Here is an 18,015-nt window from a genome sequence, read left to right as displayed (position 1 = left end):
TTCCATTTTTTATTTTTAGGTTTTAAAACTATTGATGCATACTCGCTAAGGTTTTTACCTTACCTTGATTTTCATAAAGACGTAGGCCAAGTTTTTGTAAATTACGACCTGATTGAGTTAAAAAAATTTCAACTTTGGGTGAAATTTTTGCGCCGTTAAAAAGTACTGAATTACGCAAAATCAGATAATAAGCAAACCATGGAGCAGACTGTTGAGGCAATCCAAGTAATTTCATCCGTTTCTTACCAATAAAAAATTGGGTAAGTTCTAAATGTTGTCGATAAGCAAGCTTCTGCTGCAAAGAGCGCAGATGCAGATATTTTCTCTCAAAAGGTTCTTTTGACAAGCTTGATCCTAACTCAACACTGCTGTGATCGGAGTGAGGATGAGCAAACTGCATCCAATAAAGTAATCGCCAGCCTTCAGTTTCAGATTGAATAAGCCATTTTTCATCAATACCCATTAACCATCCGACATAACGCCAAAAATGTAAAAAACTCTTGGCTTCTTGTTTGGTTGGCCAGATACCTAATGCTCTCATAGCAAGTAAAACTACACTGCTAAAAGCCAAATTAGTCATTGCTAAATCAAACTGATTAAGAGGAATTCCCCAAACGTCACTATTCCAACGATCAGACTTCTTTAATTGTCGGCGAACAAGAGCATGAATAAAACGAACATAAATCGTTGAAGTAAAACCTGAGCTTAAACGATCAAGTCCTTGAGGTTCAGTAATATCAACCCACCATTTTGTAGTTTCTGCTAAACGAGTACCTGCCTGTTTCTTTAGTGCGCCTGTTAAAATTAATGGTTGATTAAATCCAGGATATAAATATCCCGCCATTAATGATAAATCTCTAAGAATAAAACCATTATTTATTCCTAAACGATGAGTAAATTTAACAGCCGCATCAATTTGGCGCTGATCTAACCATTCAGGCTTTTGTTCAATGTAATTAAAGAAATTTTCTAACTCAGTAGGTATAGGCTCGAATAGGTCATTACGGCCTTGAAATAATATCTTTTCAAAAATCATGCGATGATCTTTGGGATTTTGCATAACCCAATCAATCACCTTATCCATTTCAACGTCCCCTTCACAAAGAGCACGTTGTAAAGATACATATTCTGTATAGTTCGGTTGTACAGGTTTTTCACAACAGATGTTTAAAAACTGAGTAAAGAAATTACTGTCTTGCATATCATTAAAAGAAGCAAGTCGAGTCGGGCTAATCATTTGCATATCATTACTTACTTATTGATCTGAATGATAAATAGGCTAATATGAATAATTATTCGCATTCAATTCGCATTTAACGAATAAAAAATGATGAGAAAAGTCCCACAGCAACAGCGTTCAAAAGTTATTGTTGACCATATCTTAGAGGCAACACAGCACTGTATTGCCCAATATGGATTGCTTCATACAACGACTCCTAAAATTGCAGAGAAATCTGGAGTGAGTGTAGGCTCGATTTACCAATACTTTGAGAATAAAGATCAAATCATAGAAGAACTATTACGCCGTAAAAGCGAACTATTAGGAGAACAACTCAAAGAATTAGTTATGCATCAAGGAAATATTCCTTTAGATCTGCTTATTCCCTTGGCGATAGAGCTAGGATTTAATGCATTAAAAGCCGATCACGGATTTTTTATAGAAGTACTGAAACATTGGCATGACTATAGTCATTCGCAAGCTGCTCAGATTTTAGAGAAGCATTTTTTTGAAGTGGGGCTATATACATTTAGTAGAAATCCTCATCAGTGGGACTTCGAACAAGTGAAACATAAATCCTTTGTAATTATTAATAGTACGCTTTTTACGATGATGCGTTACGTGAGTCAGAATAATTTTCTCATATCAGAACAACAACTTAAGCAAGAATTATCCATGATGATACTGGCTTATTTGGGTCAAAAATAAATATTTAAAATAATTATTAATATAAAACAATAACTTAACCAAATGCTTGATTTAAAAGTGAACGCTTAAGTCATAAGTTTTTAATTTTCGCTTGCAAAGGGATCTTAATGCTCTATAATGCACATCCATCGGCGGTGATGCAGATAGAAACTTGTTGAAAAACAGTTACTTGTGATTAAGTTGGTTGCTTTAAGTGATGAATTTGATGACAAGGTGGTTTAGAAAATAAGTTTTAAAAAATATCGAAATTACCTGTTGACTTTTAAGAGATTAAGAGTAATATAGCCGACCTAGCTTGCTGGTGACGAACCAGGAAGAAGATCATTAAGAGAATTGAAGAACAACTTGTGTGGATTTTTACTGATTGATTAATCGAAATAATTTTCATTGATTGATTGGTTTAAATTACTCGAAGTTTATTTGAGCGAAATTTAAGTCAGTAATTGATGAGCCAGAATTGGTACCTTGTCTTTAAATAAGGTACAAAATGATTTTAACTGAAGAGTTTGATCATGGCTCAGATTGAACGCTGGCGGCAGGCTTAACACATGCAAGTCGAGCGGAGAGAGGTAGCTTGCTACTGATCTTAGCGGCGGACGGGTGAGTAATGCTTAGGAATCTGCCTATTAGTGGGGGACAACATCTCGAAAGGGATGCTAATACCGCATACGTCCTACGGGAGAAAGCAGGGGATCTTCGGACCTTGCGCTAATAGATGAGCCTAAGTCGGATTAGCTAGTTGGTGGGGTAAAGGCCTACCAAGGCGACGATCTGTAGCGGGTCTGAGAGGATGATCCGCCACACTGGGACTGAGACACGGCCCAGACTCCTACGGGAGGCAGCAGTGGGGAATATTGGACAATGGGGGGAACCCTGATCCAGCCATGCCGCGTGTGTGAAGAAGGCCTTATGGTTGTAAAGCACTTTAAGCGAGGAGGAGGCTACTTTGGTTAATACCTAGAGATAGTGGACGTTACTCGCAGAATAAGCACCGGCTAACTCTGTGCCAGCAGCCGCGGTAATACAGAGGGTGCAAGCGTTAATCGGATTTACTGGGCGTAAAGCGCGCGTAGGCGGCTAATTAAGTCAAATGTGAAATCCCCGAGCTTAACTTGGGAATTGCATTCGATACTGGTTAGCTAGAGTGTGGGAGAGGATGGTAGAATTCCAGGTGTAGCGGTGAAATGCGTAGAGATCTGGAGGAATACCGATGGCGAAGGCAGCCATCTGGCCTAACACTGACGCTGAGGTGCGAAAGCATGGGGAGCAAACAGGATTAGATACCCTGGTAGTCCATGCCGTAAACGATGTCTACTAGCCGTTGGGGCCTTTGAGGCTTTAGTGGCGCAGCTAACGCGATAAGTAGACCGCCTGGGGAGTACGGTCGCAAGACTAAAACTCAAATGAATTGACGGGAGCCCGCACAAGCGGTGGAGCATGTGGTTTAATTCGATGCAACGCGAAGAACCTTACCTGGCCTTGACATAGTAAGAACTTTCCAGAGATGGATTGGTGCCTTCGGGAACTTACATACAGGTGCTGCATGGCTGTCGTCAGCTCGTGTCGTGAGATGTTGGGTTAAGTCCCGCAACGAGCGCAACCCTTTTCCTTATTTGCCAGCGAGTAATGTCGGGAACTTTAAGGATACTGCCAGTGACAAACTGGAGGAAGGCGGGGACGACGTCAAGTCATCATGGCCCTTACGGCCAGGGCTACACACGTGCTACAATGGTCGGTACAAAGGGTTGCTACACAGCGATGTGATGCTAATCTCAAAAAGCCGATCGTAGTCCGGATTGGAGTCTGCAACTCGACTCCATGAAGTCGGAATCGCTAGTAATCGCGGATCAGAATGCCGCGGTGAATACGTTCCCGGGCCTTGTACACACCGCCCGTCACACCATGGGAGTTTGTTGCACCAGAAGTAGCTAGCCTAACTGCAAAGAGGGCGGTTACCACGGTGTGGCCGATGACTGGGGTGAAGTCGTAACAAGGTAGCCGTAGGGGAACCTGCGGCTGGATCACCTCCTTAACGAAAGATTGACGATTGGTAAGAATCCACAACAAGTTGTTCTTCATAGATGTATCTGAGGGTCTGTAGCTCAGTTGGTTAGAGCACACGCTTGATAAGCGTGGGGTCACAAGTTCAAGTCTTGTCAGACCCACCATGACTTTGACTGGTTGAAGTTATAGATAAAAGATACATAACTGATGATGTAAGCTGGGGACTTAGCTTAGTTGGTAGAGCGCCTGCTTTGCACGCAGGAGGTCAGGAGTTCGACTCTCCTAGTCTCCACCAGAACTTAAGATAAGTTCGGATTACAGAAATTAGTAAATAGAGATTTCGGTCTTGGTTTATTAACTTCTGTGATTTAAGTATCACGGTATTAAGCATGACCTGACGAAGGCGTGTTTATTCATTAACAGATTGGCAAAATTGAGTCTGAAATAAATTGTTCACTCAAGAGTTTAGATTAAGCAATTAATCTGAATGAATTGAGAACTAGCAAATTAACTGAATCAAGCGTTTTGGTATATGAATTTAGATTGAAGCTGTACAGTGTTTAAGTACACAGACAACAGATAGTGGCGATGAAGAATCGCACGGACAACACTCACTTGTAGGTGTTGACGACTGTTTGGGGTTGTATAGTCAAGTAATTAAGTGCATGTGGTGGATGCCTTGGCAGTCAGAGGCGATGAAAGACGTGATAGCCTGCGAAAAGCTCCGGGGAGGCGGCAAATATCCTGTGATCCGGAGATTTCTGAATGGGGGAACCCACCTACTTTAAGGTAGGTATTGCAACATGAATACATAGTGTTGCAAGGCGAACGAGGGGAAGTGAAACATCTCAGTACCCTTAGGAAAAGAAATCAATTGAGATTCCCTCAGTAGCGGCGAGCGAACGGGGATCAGCCCATTAAGTTATGTGTGTTTTAGTGGAACGCTCTGGGAAGTGCGAACGTAGAGGGTGATATTCCCGTACACGAAAGGGCACACATAATGATGACGAGTAGGGCGAGGCACGTGAAACCTTGTCTGAATATGGGGGGACCATCCTCCAAGGCTAAATACTCCTGACTGACCGATAGTGAACCAGTACCGTGAGGGAAAGGCGAAAAGAACCCCTGTGAGGGGAGTGAAATAGATCCTGAAACCGCATGCATACAAGCAGTGGGAGCCGACTTGTTCGGTGACTGCGTACCTTTGTATAATGGGTCAGCGACTTATATTCAGTAGCGAGGTTAACCGTATAGGGGAGCCGTAGAGAAATCGAGTCTTAATAGGGCGTTTAGTTGCTGGGTATAGACCCGAAACCAGGCGATCTATCCATGAGCAGGTTGAAGGTTGGGTAACACTAACTGGAGGACCGAACCCACTGTCGTTGAAAAGCCAGGGGATGACTTGTGGATAGGGGTGAAAGGCTAATCAAGCCTGGTGATAGCTGGTTCTCCCCGAAAGCTATTTAGGTAGCGCCTCGGACGAATACCATAGGGGGTAGAGCACTGTTTCGGCTAGGGGGTCATCCCGACTTACCAAACCGATGCAAACTCCGAATACCTATGAGTACTATCCGGGAGACAGACTGCGGGTGCTAACGTCCGTAGTCAAGAGGAAAACAATCCAGACCGCCAGCTAAGGCCCCAAAATCATAGTTAAGTGGGAAACGATGTGGGAAGGCATAGACAGCTAGGAGGTTGGCTTAGAAGCAGCCACCCTTTAAAGAAAGCGTAATAGCTCACTAGTCGAGTCGGCCTGCGCGGAAGATGTAACGGGGCTAAAACTATGTGCCGAAGCTGCGGATTTGACATTAGTCAAGTGGTAGGGGAGCGTTCTGTAAGCCGATGAAGGTGTATTGAGAAGTATGCTGGAGGTATCAGAAGTGCGAATGCTGACGTGAGTAACGACAAAACGGGTGAAAAACCCGTTCGCCGAAAGACCAAGGGTTCCAGTCCAACGTTAATCGGGGCTGGGTGAGTCGACCCCTAAGGCGAGGCCGAAAGGCGTAGTCGATGGGAAATTGGTTAATATTCCAATACTTCTGTGTAATGCGATGAGAGGACGGAGAAGGTTAAGTCAGCCTGGCGTTGGTTGTCCAGGTGGAAGGATGTAGGTATGTATCTTAGGCAAATCCGGGGTACTCTATACTGAGATCCGATAGCAAGCTGTACTTGTACAGTAAAGTGGCTGATACCATGCTTCCAGGAAAAGTCTCTAAGCTTCAGTTACACAGGAATCGTACCCGAAACCGACACAGGTGGTCAGGTCGAGTAGACCAAGGCGCTTGAGAGAACTCTGCTGAAGGAACTAGGCAAAATGGTACCGTAACTTCGGGAGAAGGTACGCTGTTGTTGGTGATGGAACTTGCTTCCTGAGCTGATGACAGCCGCAGAAACCAGGCCGCTGCAACTGTTTATTAAAAACATAGCACTCTGCAAACACGAAAGTGGACGTATAGGGTGTGATGCCTGCCCGGTGCTGGAAGGTTAATTGATGGGGTTAGCGTAAGCGAAGCTCTTGATCGAAGCCCCAGTAAACGGCGGCCGTAACTATAACGGTCCTAAGGTAGCGAAATTCCTTGTCGGGTAAGTTCCGACCTGCACGAATGGCATAATGATGGCGGCGCTGTCTCCAGCAGAGGCTCAGTGAAATCGAAATCGCTGTGAAGATGCAGTGTACCCGCGGCTAGACGGAAAGACCCCGTGAACCTTTACTGCAGCTTGACACTGAACTTTGACCTTACTTGTGTAGGATAGGTGGGAGGCTTTGAAGTTGGAACGCTAGTTCCAATGGAGCCGTCCTTGAAATACCACCCTGGTAATGTTGAGGTTCTAACTCTGTCCCGTTATCCGGGACGAGGACCGTGTCTGGTGGGTAGTTTGACTGGGGCGGTCTCCTCCTAAAGAGTAACGGAGGAGTACGAAGGTGCGCTCAGCGTGGTCGGAAATCACGCGTAGAGTATAAAGGCAAAAGCGCGCTTAACTGCGAGACCCACAAGTCGAGCAGGTACGAAAGTAGGTCTTAGTGATCCGGTGGTTCTGTATGGAAGGGCCATCGCTCAACGGATAAAAGGTACTCTGGGGATAACAGGCTGATACCGCCCAAGAGTTCATATCGACGGCGGTGTTTGGCACCTCGATGTCGGCTCATCTCATCCTGGGGCTGAAGCAGGTCCCAAGGGTATGGCTGTTCGCCATTTAAAGAGGTACGCGAGCTGGGTTTAGAACGTCGTGAGACAGTTCGGTCCCTATCTACCGTGGGCGCTGGAAATTTGAGAGGATCTGCTCCTAGTACGAGAGGACCAGAGTGGACGAACCTCTGGTGTACCGGTTGTGACGCCAGTCGCATCGCCGGGTAGCTATGTTCGGAAGGGATAACCGCTGAAAGCATCTAAGCGGGAAGCCTACCTCAAGATAAGATTTCCCTAGGAATTTATTCCTCTAAAGAGCCGTTCGAGACTAGGACGTTGATAGGTTGGATGTGGAAGCATAGTGATATGTGAAGCTGACCAATACTAATTGCTCGTGAGGCTTGACTATACAACACCCAAGCAGTTGTATATAAAGCATCAATCGATTCATAAATCTACAAAGAAACTTGATTTAGTTATTCCACTAGATAAAATGAACAAGTCAGATTCAATCAGCCCAATCTGTAAAGATTTGGAAAACGCTTCGGCAAATAATAAGACCAAAGCAAGTATCCATAAACAGTTGTGCTGGCGACCATAGCAAGAGTGAACCACCTGATCCCTTCCCGAACTCAGAAGTGAAACCTCTTAGCGCTGATGGTAGTGTGGGGTTACCCATGTGAGAGTAAGTCATCGCCAGCTCATTATTCAAACACCCCGGTCTCGAAAGAAACCGGGGTGTTGCTTTATGCGCGGAAGAAATTTCTACGGTTGTCCTGTTTCAGAGATATAGTGTCGTAATTCAATTAAATTAGCTTTTAATAAAAAAAACATTTCAGAATATTCCAATATTTGCTTAATCTATAAATACTTAAACTTGAGTTTTCATCTATGCAGTTCAAAATTATCGCAGCCCAAGATCTAGATAAAAATCAACGTCATCAGATTGCTGAGTTATGTTTTTCTGCTTTTGATGAAGATCCATGGAGCCAATATGCTTTCATGCAAAAAGCGATTCATGTCGTTGGTATATTGGACAATCAAATTGTCTCACATGCCTTATGGACGGATAGAGCTTTTACCATAAATGGTAGTTCCGATGTAAAAACAGCTTATGTAGAGTATGTGACCACTGATTACACGATGAGAGGTAAGGGACTTGCATCACAATTACTAAAATATTTAGTTGAAGCATTAACTGATTTGGAATATGAACTTGCTGCATTACAACCAGAAGATGAAGCGTTTTATAAAAAATTAGGTTGGACTACTTGGTGGGGTGATTTGTACATCAAACAAGATACATCTACTTATCTAACCGATGACTATGAAATTATGCTATATCCTTTGAGTATCCATATGAAAGATCTACTCTCACACAGTTCAGAGGACGATAGTATTTGCGCAGAATGGCGAGAGGGTGAAGTTTGGTAGTTCTAATGATCTAATAAATTCATTTTTTATTCTGTCTAAAATAGATGTAGCTGTCATTTTTTCATATTACTTAACTTTTTCTACTTTCCTGTTTATTAGACAAGCCTATAATGATTCAGAATCATTCCAAATCTAATAAGGATATAACATGTCTACCGATCAGCAATTTCCAACTCCCAACAATTTAGGTATCGCGGTATATTCAAATAATGCCGAAGCCATTGGTAATACACCTTTAGTACGTATTAACCGATTGATTAAAACAGGTGCAACCGTATTAGCAAAAGTGGAAAGCCGTAACCCTGCATTTTCTGTGAAATGCCGCATCGGAGCGGCACTTATTGCAGATGCGGAAAAGCGTGGTGTATTAAAAGAAGGTATGCATATTGTTGAGCCAACTAGTGGTAATACTGGTATTGCATTGGCATTTGTAGCTGCGGCAAAAGGTTATCCAATTACTCTAACTATGCCTGCCAGTATGAGCCTTGAGCGTAGAAAAGTATTAAAAGCTTTAGGTGCTAATTTGGTATTAACTGAACCCGCAAAAGGAATGAAAGGTGCAGTTGATGAGGCTGTACGATTAGCAACTGAACAGCCAGATCTTTATTTCTTGCCACAACAATTTGAAAACCCAGCAAATCCACAAATTCATGTAGACACAACTGGTCCTGAAATTTGGCAAGCTACAGGTGGGCAAGTCGATATTTTAGTTGCGGGCGTCGGTACTGGCGGCACGATTACAGGTATTTCTCGTTATTTTGAACAGGTTCAAAATAAACCTTTGTATTCAGTAGCAGTTGAACCTGCTGAGTCTCCAATTATTACTCAAACCAAAAATGGTGAAAACATTACACCTGCACCGCATAAAATCCAGGGAATTGGTGCGAACTTTATTCCAAAGAATCTTGATTTGAACCTTGTAGATGAAGTCTTACCCGTGACTAGCGAAGAAGCAATTCAATGGGCGAGAAACTGTGCAACTCAAGAAGGTATTTTAGTGGGTATTTCAAGTGGAGCTGCATTAGCAGCCGCTGCAAAAATTGCAGAGCGTCCTGAAAATGCTGGTAAAACCATCGTTGTTATTCTGCCAGATAGTGGGGAACGTTATCTGTCTTCTGTGTTATTTGAAGGTTTATTTGACGAATAAAATTAACCGCATAAAAAAGCCCATCGATTGATGGGCTTTTGTTTAAGCTTATTTATAAAGCACTTTTTAAATTTTTTTGATGGTGCTTAATAGATCGAGCATATTTTTTCGCTTTGTGACGGGTCCAGAAGCTTCGCTCATATCCTGTAGGTCCAACATTATAATAGGCCGTGGCTTTAAACCAGCTATCTGCGGTTTGATAGTAATGATTTAAAATATAAGCACCACATTGGATATTTGTAGATTCATCATACAAATTACCAGCACAAGTTTGTTGCCAATAGCTTGGAATAATTTGAGTTAAACCAACAGCCCCAGTCGGAGAGCGGGCATTACTATTATAGTTCGACTCTTGTCTGATAACTGCCGCGAGTAAAAGGGGAGGAACATTATATTTGTCAGCACTTTGAATAATCAAAGGAGACAATCGATTCGCTGTACTCGGTGGAACGGAATAAGCTTTTTGTAAACCAGATGATAGCTTATTTGAACGCCAAGTAAATGAGCCACTATTAGGGCCTAAGCTTGTACATCCTGTCATTATGATCATCAAGAAAATTATGAAAAATTTGAGACTAAGGATGTGTAATTGTGATGGTTCAAAACGATTTTGGGTTAAAGATGAGGTAAGCAAAATACAAAACCAATAATGAAGTTTCAAATGAAATAATCGTATTTAGCCGTACTTATCGGATCAATGTTAGTTCTGTTGCTCAACACATCTAAAAAGTAAGAATTTTGTATAATTGAAATGAAAAAACCCCGACATCCTGTCGAGGCTCCTTCGTATTCAGCTTTATGTAGCTAACTCCTGTCAACTACCGCTTCCTGCGTTCTTATTCTTCTTCAATGAGACATCCTGTCTCTCTATGATTCATATATTATGAAATAATACTAAAGCTGAATATCCGCAAATCACCGCAATTTTTGTACGTTTTAACTTACAGATCAACTTACTTAAATACGATGTCTACTAGTTTCTGGGCGATAGGAGCACAAATCAATACACTTGGAAAAGCTAATATCCATGCAATAATCCAAGCCGATACCACAATGAAAGGAAATGATGATTTAGTCCCACTAATTTAAAAGTTGAAATACCTGAAACGATAAAAGACATCATTCCCGATAAAATTAAGAGGAATAAAAGTTTCTGTGCTTTCATGGGTTTATATTCCTTGATAAGCATTCAAGGTTAATGCAAAATTTTCTCCAAATTGTTGAGCAGTTTTAATATCTCCTTCATCAAACCTATCGGCATTACTGCCGTGTTCAGCCTGAGCCATTAGGCCTGACCATGAACCGAGACGGTTGGCTGCTTGAGCATAAGGAATACCTTGATGTTGTTCAGGCATAATCGGGTTGCCGACCCAGAGCATGCCGTGTTGCATACAAAAGGTAAAAAGTGAAATTAGTGTCGATTGTTTATCACCCGCGGGAAGAGAAGAAACGGTAAATCCAGCTGCTAATTTTCCTTTAAAATTCTGCTTTTTCCATAATGGCCCTGTTGCATCCATGAGTTGTTTTAATTTGGAAGATACGCCACCTAAATAAGTAGGAGATCCCCAAATTAAGCCATCATATTTGATAAGAGTCTCTGGGTTCTCGATAAGATCTTCGGCATTGAGTAAATCTACTTCAATATCTTGATGGCTTAAAATACCAGTTTGAATTTGCTGAGCGATAAATTGGGTATGTCCTTGGCGACTATAGTAAATAATGGCAACAGTTTTCATGGATAATTTCCTTTTTATTTAAATTTGAAATAGCTTTGCGGTGAGATATAAACCACAGCCAAAAAAGCTATGATTCAGTAAACTTTTTAGACAGTTCAGAAAAGGGTGCGGGGTTTTTGACGAAGCAAAACCACTACCCATGGCCGGTTGCATAATAAAAAAAGGAATAACAACGGTGACCACACCAAATATTAGTGCTGAGTAAAACTGAGGATGAATGAGCCAATCTGAGCCGACAATGACAAGAAAGCTCAATGCAAAGATAACCCCAACACTATAATGAGTAATCCAGCCCAATAAATATTCACCCTGAATTTGAGGGCTTTGAGCGATAGATTGATGGATGAGTTTTCCTTGAAATATCCAACCTACCCAGCGTCCGAGAAAGGAAAAATTTAAAGTCGGGATCTTAAATATTTTTAGTATTAACAGCCATATATCCATAATAACTGTTGCACCAACACCAAGACATAAAGCTTGAAAGAATAATGTGGAGGTATTCATTTTTACACCTTGCTTTTATACGTATGAAACGTGATAAATTTATTGTGCAAGTTCAAGTTCACTTGAAGTCAAGAGGGTGTTATGGATATTGGTGAAGTTTCTAAGAAGGCAAAAGTCACAACAGCTACGCTACGTTTTTATGAAGAGAAGGGGTTAATTAAGTCGATTGGGCGGCAAGGTTTACGTCGGCAGTATGGTAAGCAGGTACTTGATCAACTGGCACTTATTGCTTTAGGACGTGCTGCGGGATTTTCTTTAAATGAGATCGCTACTATGTTTGGACAAGATGGTCGGCCTGATCTTGACCGGCAAAAACTAAAAGATAAAGCTGAACAACTAGAGCAAATGGCAAAGCGATTACATTTTATTAGTCAAGGATTACAACATGCAGCTGTCTGTCCAGCCGAAAATCATATGGAATGCCCAACCTTTCAGAACTTTTTGAAAGCAGCAATTGCTGGAGAATATCAGCCAACAAAACTTTAATTCGTTATAGTGAAGACATTTAATTTATGTTTGTATTGAGCAGTGGGCTTGTCATATTTTCGCCATAAAGATTTCATCTTTTTGAAGCAAAAACTTCATATAAGCTTGATTAAATTTGCTTAATTTTTTACCAAATGTATAAAATCATGAGCAAAAAAACTTTAGTCGCATTATTATGCTGTGCCAGTTTAGGATTGACGGCATGTAATGATGATAACGATCAAGAACAAACTTCACCTGCAGAAAACGTTACCGAACCAACTTTAATTTCTTTTGCCAAATTGCCTGTAGAAACCTATGCTGCTGGCCCAGACTCTGGTGCATATGTAAAAGGTGCAAATGGAATTTATCCGCCATTTAAAGGCCAGCCTGTACAAGGTTTTTCGGCTGCATTAAAAAATGAAGATGGTAGCTATATGGCAATGGCCGATAATGGTTTTGGTACCCAAGATAATTCTTCTGACTTTTTGCTTCGTATTTATAAATTAAAACCTGATTTTAAAACTAAAGCCAAAGGTACAGGGCAAGTTACTGTACAAAGCTTTATTCAATTGCGTGATCCAAACAAGTTAATTCCTTTTAATATCGTGAATGGTAACACGCCTGAGCGTTTATTAACGGGTGCTGATTTTGACCCAGAGTCAATGCAACGGACTAGCGATGGTACTTACTGGATTGGGGATGAGTTTGGCCCTTATTTACTTCATTTTTCAGCGGATGGTGTGTTATTAGATGCCCCAATTCCTTTACCAAATCCGTTAAATCCGACTCAAGAATTACGTTCACCACAAAATCAGTTTAATAAAGTACAAATTAATTTTGTAGAGCCTTTGGTTCAGCAAAGTGGTGGTTTTGAAGGAATGGCAATTTCACCAGATGGACAGTATCTTTACCCGCTTATAGAAAAGCCAATTAAATCAATTCGGGAAACGGAAAGACAATTACTGATTTCTCAATTCGATATTAAGAAAAAAGCCTATACAGGAAAATATTATTGGTTCCAGCTAGATAGTAAGGCAACCAACATTGGAGATTTCCAACTCTTTAATGATAAAGAAGGCATTATTATTGAGCGTGATGCAACTCAGAATAATTTAGGCGGATATAAAAAATTAATCCGTATTAAATTGAATGAGTCAGGTCAGCTGGTAAGCCGTGAAGATTTAGTCGATTTAATTAAAATTGCTAACCCAAATATGTTGTATGGCACAGCTAGAGCAGGAGATATTGGGACGGGACAGGTTTTTGCTTTCCCGTTTGAAACTATTGAAGATGTGATTATTGAAAATGGCACAACGCTCACGGTACTAAATGACAATAATTTCCCTGGTTCGACAGGACGTAACGCAAAACTGGCTGACGATAACGAAATTATTCAGATCCGTTTGCCAAAAGCTTTGTTCTAATACCTATAAATAAATTGTGTTAAGACTACGGCGGATTTAATTCCGCCGTATTTATTCCGAGAATAAAATATTGGATAAACTTTAATCAAATTAATTTCTATATTATTGTTTTCGTATGTTTTATAAACAAGGAAAATGAATGGAATTCATGTTAAAATGATCGGCTTTCATCTTTAGATGTCTCTCCTTCATCTGCTAGCCGAGATTCGCAAGCCATGTCTACCGCTTATACCATGCAAACTGCGCCAAAAGCGCTGTTTGATTACGACAAATATTGGGCGTCGTGTTTTGAACCCGCACCTTTTTTGCCGATGTCACGAGAAGAAATGGACCAACTCGGCTGGGATGCGTGTGACTTTATTTTAGTCTGTGGTGATGCTTATATTGACCACCCATCATTTGTATCGGGTGTGATTGGGCGTGTACTTGAAGCACAAGGTTTCCGTGTCGGAATTATTGCGCAGCCAGACTGGACCAATGTTGAAAGCTTCCGAGTTTTAGGTAAGCCAACAATTGCTTGGGGTGTAACCGCAGGTAATATGGATTCGATGATTAACCGTTATACGGCAGATCGTAAAATCCGTTCGGATGATGCATATTCTCCAAACAATGAACCAAATAAACGTCCTGACCGCGCAGCAACAGTATATTGCCAACGTTGTCGTGAAGCATTCCCTGATGTACCAGTGTTATTAGGTGGTATTGAAGGTAGTTTACGCCGTATTGCACACTACGATTATTGGTCAGATAAAGTCCGTCGTTCGATTTTGATGGACTCAAAAGCTGATTTGCTCATGTATGGTAATGGTGAGCGTGCCATTATTGATGTGATGCATCGTTTGGCTAAAGGTGAAAAAATCCACGAGATTACAGATGTTCGTGGTACGGCATTTATTATTAATAAACATAACAAAGCATCAAAAGCAAAGTTTGTTGAAGTTGCGAGTAATGATGTAGATACGGTTGGGCGTGTTGACCCAATTATTAACCCATATGTCATGACAGAAGATATTGATGGCTGTGAGGTTGAAAAAGAAAAGGGTAACTCTTTAGCTCAGTATCAAAATTTCCAAAAAGAGATTGTTGCAAACCCGATTGTGCGTGAAGGTGACAAACTCGATGACGATACTCAAATCGTTCAATTAAAGCCAGCACCGTCAAAAGCAATTAAACACAAATTACCACCACGAGAGTTGGCAGTAATCCGTTTGCCTTCTTTTGAAGAAGTGGCAAATGATCAAGTGCTTTATGCACATGCAAACCGTATTTTGCACCTTGAAACTAATCCGGGTAATGCTCGTGCGTTGGTGCAACGCCATGGTGAGCGTGATGTGTGGATTAACCCACCTCCAATTCCTCTAACTACTGAGGAAATGGACTATGTATTTGATTTACCTTATGCACGTTTGCCGCATCCTACTTATGGTGATGCGCGTTTCCCTGCATTTGATATGATCAAATTCTCAGTCAACATTATGCGTGGCTGTTTTGGTGGTTGTACATTCTGTTCAATTACGGAACATGAAGGTCGTATTATTCAAAACCGTTCGGAAGATTCAATTTTACGTGAGATTGAAAAAATCCGTGATACCGCACCAAACTTCACAGGTATTATTTCTGACTTAGGTGGCCCAACGGCAAACATGTACCGTTTGCACTGTAAAGACCCAGAAATTGAGAAAAACTGTCGTAAACCTTCTTGTGTTTATCCGGGTGTTTGTCAAAACTTACATACCGATCATGCACCTTTAGTACAGCTTTATCGTAAAGCACGTGCGATTAAGGGCGTGAAGAAGATTCTGATTGGTTCAGGTTTACGTTATGACCTTGCTGTACTCAACCCTGAATATGTCAAAGAACTGGTACAACACCACGTTGGTGGTTATTTAAAAATTGCGCCTGAACATACTGAACAAGGCCCGTTATCTAAGATGATGAAACCGGGTATTGGTACGTATGATCGTTTCAAACAAATGTTTGATCGTTTCAGTAAAGAAGCAGGAAAAGAGCAATATCTAATTCCTTACTTTATTGCTGCGCATCCGGGTACTTCAGATTATGACATGATGCATCTTGCAATTTGGTTGAAAAAGAATGGTTTCCGTGCCGATCAGGTACAAACTTTCTATCCATCACCAATGGCAACTGCAACAACCATGTATTATTCGGGCAAAAACCCGCTTGCTAAAGTCGCTCGCTATACTGAAAAAGTTGATATTGTAAAAGGTGAAAAACGCCGTCGTTTGCATAAAGCATTCTTACGTTACCATGATCCAAATAACTGGCCATTACTTCGTGAAGCCTTAAAAGAAATGGGCCGTGCCGATTTAATTGGTAATTCGAAGCAGCATTTAATTCCGACTTATCAGCCAAAAGGGACTGAAGGGGAATATAAATCTGCCCGTAAGAAAAACTCGTCTACGGCAGGGGATTCGGTTAAACGAAATAACCAGCAAACAAGTAATCATTCAAATCAGAAGCGTCCACAAAAAGGTCAGGTACTAACGCAACATACGGGTTTGCCTCCTCGTGAAACAGGTGAGAAGAGACCATTTGGTGGGAAAAGTAAACCAAAGTCAAAAGCACGTGGATAATGATAAAAAAGGCTCTTAAATAGAGCCTTTTTTGTTTTTCATGAGGTTATTTAAATCGTATAGTGAGATTTTTTGCAGATTTAAAGTACAAAAAACGTAACGAATAATGATAAATATCCAAAATCTGACGAGCTGCACTTGATTGTTGTTGACTCTATGATTATAAATAATGTTGAGGGTGGCTAAATTTAAGCCAAGCTTGATAACTACAAGTGAAATTACTAAGTGAACCTTTTAAAAAACGGCTGTGTCGTTATCAATTAAAACAAAGCGTGATCTAGCAAAATCATTAAAAAAAACTTAAAGGATTAGACCCATGTACTATTTAATTACGATCTTACTACTCTTTTTGACTGTCATTATGGCGGCGAAAAGCCTCTCAAGAAAACACCAACAAGACAGTGCTTTAAAGCGCCGTGCTGTATTAAGTAGTCATGAGCAAATGACTCTTACTCGTTTACAAACAGTATTTCCTAAATTTACTGTATTAGCTCATGTCTCATTTGATGCATTATTAACAACTAAATATGCTCACACCCGTCGAAAATATCAAAATATGACGGCTGACTTTGTAGTACTTGATCAAAATTACCAAGTTTTTTTGGTGGTTATGCTTGAAGAAAATGGTTTACGTCGTGCACATCAGCAGTATGAACGCCGTTTATTACAACTTGCGGGTTACCGTGTACTGCGCTACAGCAGTGTGCCTGATTATAATGATTTAAGAAGAGATTTATTGACCCCTGAATCAGAGATGGCAACTTTACATGCCACACCGCAGTTAGAGCGAATCTCAAATGCTTTTGTGAAGTCTTAATAAGTAGACATTATAAAATTTTGATTTTAGGATTTATTAAAGACGATTTGAATAAAATACTTATATTAGAATTTTTTGAACTATAAAAAATGAGCAATATTACTGTAAATATTGCTCATTTTTTTATTGATTAAAACCAATAAGAACTATGGAAGTACCGCAACGACAGTCATTTCTACTAGTACGTCAGGTGCGTAAAGTTTAGACTCCACACAAGTACGAGCAGGTGGATTTTCTTTGCTAATCCATGCATCCCATACAGCATTCATGGCTGCATAGTCTGTTTCAATATCTTTTAGAAAAATCATGACTGAAAGAATATGACTTTTGTCTGTACCAGCTTCAGCGAGTAAGCGATCAATATTGTCTAAAGTTTGTTGAGTCTGTGCCGTAATGTCTACACTGGTGTCATCAGCGAGTTGGCCTGCTAAATGGACTAAATTACCTGAAATCGCAACTTCGCAGTAGCGTGAAGTCACGTGTAAACGTTTTACAGACATAACCTTTACCTTATTTAGAAACAATAGAAATGATTGTACTTGATACAATTCTAACGCAGTATAAATTTGGTTAAATTAGGCAGAAAAAGATTCTATTTCCATTAATTTACGCTGTTTAAAAATAAGAATAGAGTGATATTGTGGGCAAATAATAATATTACCTAGATTTAAAAATTGGATTTGGGTTTGTCGAAGCTGATTCAAGCAAGTTGCAATTGAACTTTGGTTTGGACACAATTTTTTGAGTTGGCTTAAAGCTGATTTGGTCTGTTGGTGCATAGTACAATCCTCATTTTACTATAAAAATTGAGCGAGGATTTGATCTCGCCCGA

General features: G+C 40.7%; 12 protein-coding genes, 2 tRNA genes, 3 rRNA genes and 2 pseudogenes. 12 read left to right on the top strand and 7 right to left on the bottom strand.

Annotation, left to right across the window (positions count from 1 at the left end; genetic code table 11):
* Nucleotides 1–28: 28 nt before the first annotated feature.
* Complete coding sequence (locus NE363_RS17400; protein WP_019458008.1) at nt 29–1,243, bottom strand: oxygenase MpaB family protein; 1,215 nt, start codon at nt 1,241–1,243, stop codon at nt 29–31.
* Nucleotides 1,244–1,330: 87 nt separating this feature from the next.
* Between NE363_RS17400 and NE363_RS17395 the strand changes: the two are divergent.
* From NE363_RS17395 to cysK, 8 genes and pseudogenes are all read left to right on the top strand, one after another.
* A pseudogene (locus tag NE363_RS17395) lies at nt 1,331–1,898 on the top strand (TetR/AcrR family transcriptional regulator).
* 523 nt (nt 1,899–2,421) lie between these two features.
* Nucleotides 2,422–3,959 (top strand): 16S ribosomal RNA (locus tag NE363_RS17390).
* 59 nt (nt 3,960–4,018) lie between these two features.
* Nucleotides 4,019–4,095, top strand: a tRNA-Ile gene (locus NE363_RS17385).
* A 55-nt stretch (nt 4,096–4,150) separates the two neighbouring features.
* Nucleotides 4,151–4,226 (top strand) — tRNA-Ala (locus tag NE363_RS17380).
* A gap of 352 nt (nt 4,227–4,578) precedes the next feature.
* Nucleotides 4,579–7,468 (top strand): 23S ribosomal RNA (locus tag NE363_RS17375).
* Between the two features lie 178 nt (nt 7,469–7,646).
* A 5S ribosomal RNA gene (rrf, locus tag NE363_RS17370) occupies nt 7,647–7,761 on the top strand.
* The 16S, 23S and 5S rRNA genes sit together here with 2 tRNA genes alongside, the layout of an rRNA operon.
* A 189-nt stretch (nt 7,762–7,950) precedes the next feature.
* Nucleotides 7,951–8,493 (top strand): GNAT family N-acetyltransferase, encoded by a 543-nt coding sequence (locus NE363_RS17365; RefSeq protein ID WP_077169939.1) that lies wholly within the window; start codon nt 7,951–7,953, stop codon nt 8,491–8,493.
* A gap of 148 nt (nt 8,494–8,641) precedes the next feature.
* A complete protein-coding gene (gene cysK / locus NE363_RS17360) occupies nt 8,642–9,640 on the top strand; it encodes a cysteine synthase A (protein ID WP_068932725.1) in 999 nt (332 codons plus the stop codon).
* Between the two features lie 52 nt (nt 9,641–9,692).
* On the opposite strand, the gene NE363_RS17355 is transcribed toward cysK, so the two are convergent.
* From NE363_RS17355 to NE363_RS17340, 4 genes and pseudogenes are all read right to left on the bottom strand, one after another.
* Nucleotides 9,693–10,301, bottom strand: coding sequence for a lytic transglycosylase domain-containing protein (locus NE363_RS17355; protein WP_081400286.1), 609 nt, complete (start codon nt 10,299–10,301; stop codon nt 9,693–9,695).
* A gap of 292 nt (nt 10,302–10,593) precedes the next feature.
* A pseudogene (locus tag NE363_RS17350) lies at nt 10,594–10,829 on the bottom strand (DUF2798 domain-containing protein).
* Complete coding sequence (locus NE363_RS17345) at nt 10,810–11,376, bottom strand: flavodoxin family protein (protein ID WP_304591899.1); 567 nt, start codon at nt 11,374–11,376, stop codon at nt 10,810–10,812. The pseudogene NE363_RS17350 and the gene NE363_RS17345 overlap by 20 nt, the downstream one beginning before the upstream one ends.
* Before the next feature lie 18 nt (nt 11,377–11,394).
* Nucleotides 11,395–11,880, bottom strand: coding sequence for a DUF2938 domain-containing protein (locus NE363_RS17340; protein WP_445535534.1), 486 nt, complete (start codon nt 11,878–11,880; stop codon nt 11,395–11,397).
* Between the two features lie 81 nt (nt 11,881–11,961).
* Between NE363_RS17340 and NE363_RS17335 the strand changes: the two genes are divergently transcribed.
* The 4 genes from NE363_RS17335 (at nt 11,962) to NE363_RS17320 (ending at nt 17,183) form a co-directional block, all read left to right on the top strand.
* Complete coding sequence (locus NE363_RS17335; RefSeq protein WP_022575122.1) at nt 11,962–12,366, top strand: helix-turn-helix domain-containing protein; 405 nt, start codon at nt 11,962–11,964, stop codon at nt 12,364–12,366.
* A gap of 146 nt (nt 12,367–12,512) precedes the next feature.
* Nucleotides 12,513–13,772, top strand: coding sequence for an esterase-like activity of phytase family protein (locus NE363_RS17330; protein WP_445535533.1), 1,260 nt, complete (start codon nt 12,513–12,515; stop codon nt 13,770–13,772).
* A gap of 215 nt (nt 13,773–13,987) precedes the next feature.
* On the top strand, nt 13,988–16,366 hold the full coding sequence (locus NE363_RS17325; protein ID WP_004699317.1) for a YgiQ family radical SAM protein: 2,379 nt from the start codon (nt 13,988–13,990) through the stop codon (nt 16,364–16,366).
* A 316-nt stretch (nt 16,367–16,682) separates the two neighbouring features.
* Nucleotides 16,683–17,183 (top strand): DUF2726 domain-containing protein, encoded by a 501-nt coding sequence (locus NE363_RS17320; protein ID WP_445535532.1) that lies wholly within the window; start codon nt 16,683–16,685, stop codon nt 17,181–17,183.
* A 146-nt stretch (nt 17,184–17,329) separates the two neighbouring features.
* Here NE363_RS17320 and NE363_RS17315 read toward each other — a convergent pair whose 3' ends face one another.
* The gene (locus NE363_RS17315; protein ID WP_077165266.1) at nt 17,330–17,683 is read right to left on the bottom strand and encodes a RidA family protein; all 354 of its coding nucleotides are present in this window, start codon (nt 17,681–17,683) and stop codon (nt 17,330–17,332) included.
* A gap of 75 nt (nt 17,684–17,758) precedes the next feature.
* Complete coding sequence (locus NE363_RS17310; RefSeq protein WP_077165265.1) at nt 17,759–17,962, bottom strand: hypothetical protein; 204 nt, start codon at nt 17,960–17,962, stop codon at nt 17,759–17,761.
* Between the last annotated feature and the right edge of the window lie 53 nt (nt 17,963–18,015).

This window comes from Acinetobacter sp. G18, assembly GCF_052660225.1.
Note: the sequence above shows the minus strand (reverse complement) of the source record. Positions and strands in the feature narration are given on the sequence as shown.